Source organism: Faecalibacillus sp., from assembly GCF_047023275.1.
In the GTDB taxonomy this organism is placed as follows: domain Bacteria; phylum Bacillota_I; class Bacilli_A; order Erysipelotrichales; family Coprobacillaceae; genus Faecalibacillus.
Map to the genome: position 1 here is coordinate 1 of NZ_JBKYAR010000064.1, position 2,215 is coordinate 2,215.

Here is a 2,215-nt window from a genome sequence, read left to right on the forward strand (position 1 = left end):
CGTGTTCGCTTTTCTTTCAATTATTTGATTTATCCATATTATCCTGCCTATATGAGCTAATGTTACCATTTTGTTATCGGCATTGATAACATTAGCTCTGTAACAGTGGATAATAGCAATATGTTCCGACGCAAATTATAAGAAGTTTTACTTAGAAAATCAACATAGAATTTCAATTGTTTCTGATAAACTAAAATGAGATTTTAAAATCCGCATGCCCCGTTCTGCACTAGAATTTACTTTTTCAAGTCAGCTCGTTTCTGATAACCTAATTGTCCCATAGACTGATATATCAAAACATAAAGTATATTTATTAATATAACTATCTTTCAGATAAGTCTAAAATTATTCCTTATTCTTGTTATCATTAAGCAACTGTATTATATGGTCTATAACCGTTTTTAAATTCTTAAAAATAATCTTAAGTTGTTCGACATCGAGATTACAAATATCATCACAACACTTCATTTTCTGAAAATCTGGAATCAATTTTTCTATTCCATATCCATCAACTTCTTTTCGCTGTTTTTTATATGGTTTGATATCTATATTATCCAAAACAAGCGCATTTTCAATTCCTATACTAATCTCAGCAGAATTTTCAAATTTCGGAATGCTCAAAGTAATAACATTATTTAATTCTTTTAATGGTTTGTTAGTATCACAATCATATAAACAAACACTTTTTACTGCAGAATTTCTGGCTATCAAAAATGGTACAGCCTTGTTCAATGCATCTTTACCAGTATTTACCTCTTGACCTTTTTCATCTATGTATCCAATCCACTTAAATTGAAAATCCACATCATACCCATAGACTTCAAGTGCTTTTTTTAAATACTTTTCATCCGTCCGACCTTCCAGATAGACAACAGCCTGTTCATCAGTTGGTATATTAACTTGGAAAGCGTCTTGAACCACTTCAATTGAATTACACTTAAAATATTCAGGTTTATCTTTTACAATGATATCTCCATTATCATCACGTGAAAGAATTATTACTTTATCATTTCTTCGTGTGTCATTATGTATTATAAACGGTGAATGTGTAACAGCAAAAATTTGGGAAGTCTGTTCTCCACAATTTGTAAATATACCTTTATAATAATCCATCACCTTTGCTTGCCAATTTGGATGAAGACTTATCTCTGGTTCATCAATAAACACAAAAGCTCCATTTGTTGCATTTACATCCTTGAGTAAGAAACAGCCACGATAAACTACTTGTTTTTCACCAGAGCTCAAATTATTAATCGGAATATCTACACCATTCTTTTGAAAAAGAATCGATTTTTTCCCTTTCACGTTTTCTATTCGACTATATGTTAAACCTTCAAACATCTTATTAAATGCAGTTGTAAATCGAGGCATTCGCTCTTGATATACAATATCATCAACAGATTTCTTTAATTCTTTTGCAGTTCTATACGCCCGAGCTAGCTCTCCATCATCCGTTGATTGTATATCAACAAGCAGTTGATTAATTTGTGTCGGTAATTTTTCTGTTGAGCGTCTACTATCTTTTATCGAATCAAGTGTTAAACTCGTCACAGTTGAGACATCATCTGCATGAAAATTTATATCAACGTCAGAAAAAATACCACTAAACGGATATCTGTTCTTTATATCATCAGCCCCAATATATACATTCATTCCTTGTCCGTCATTAGCATACATAAAAGTTTTACCATTTGTCTGTTCTTTTAAATAATAACTAATATTAAAAACTTTTCCATTATATTCAAACTCAACTAACACAGGATGTTTAACCGTATGAGATGCGACTTCGTATAGTACATTTATAATTGTGCTTTTTCCCGTCCCGTTTTCGCCAGCAAAAATTATTGTATCAAGTGCTTTTCCATCTTTTCCGCAAAAATCTAGTTCCAAATTTTTCAAAATAGGATGCTCTTGAAATTTGATTTTTCTGATTTTATACATAATAATTCCTCTTTCACGTTAATTTTTTCAAATATATAAAAGATTATATTAAAAATATATCATACATCATCTAATAAATAAATTCACAGTTGAAATTTTACAACGATAACAAATTTGATATTTGTTTATGACAAATACAGCTATTAGAAAAACAACAGGCAATCGTGTAGACTGCCTGTCATTTAAAATAATTCATTAGAAATTTTTATTTATTCAAACTCTACAAAGACTAACGCTTTTTGTTTAGGAATTATTCTCTGTAATGTTTCTCGTT

Annotated in this window: 1 protein-coding gene; it reads right to left on the reverse strand. The window is 30.1% G+C overall.

What is annotated here, in order from left to right:
• Nucleotides 1-345: 345 nt before the first annotated feature.
• Nucleotides 346-1,941 (reverse strand): AAA family ATPase, encoded by a 1,596-nt coding sequence (locus ACLVEP_RS12625; protein WP_412585258.1) that lies wholly within the window; start codon nt 1,939-1,941, stop codon nt 346-348.
• Nucleotides 1,942-2,215 lie beyond the last annotated feature (274 nt).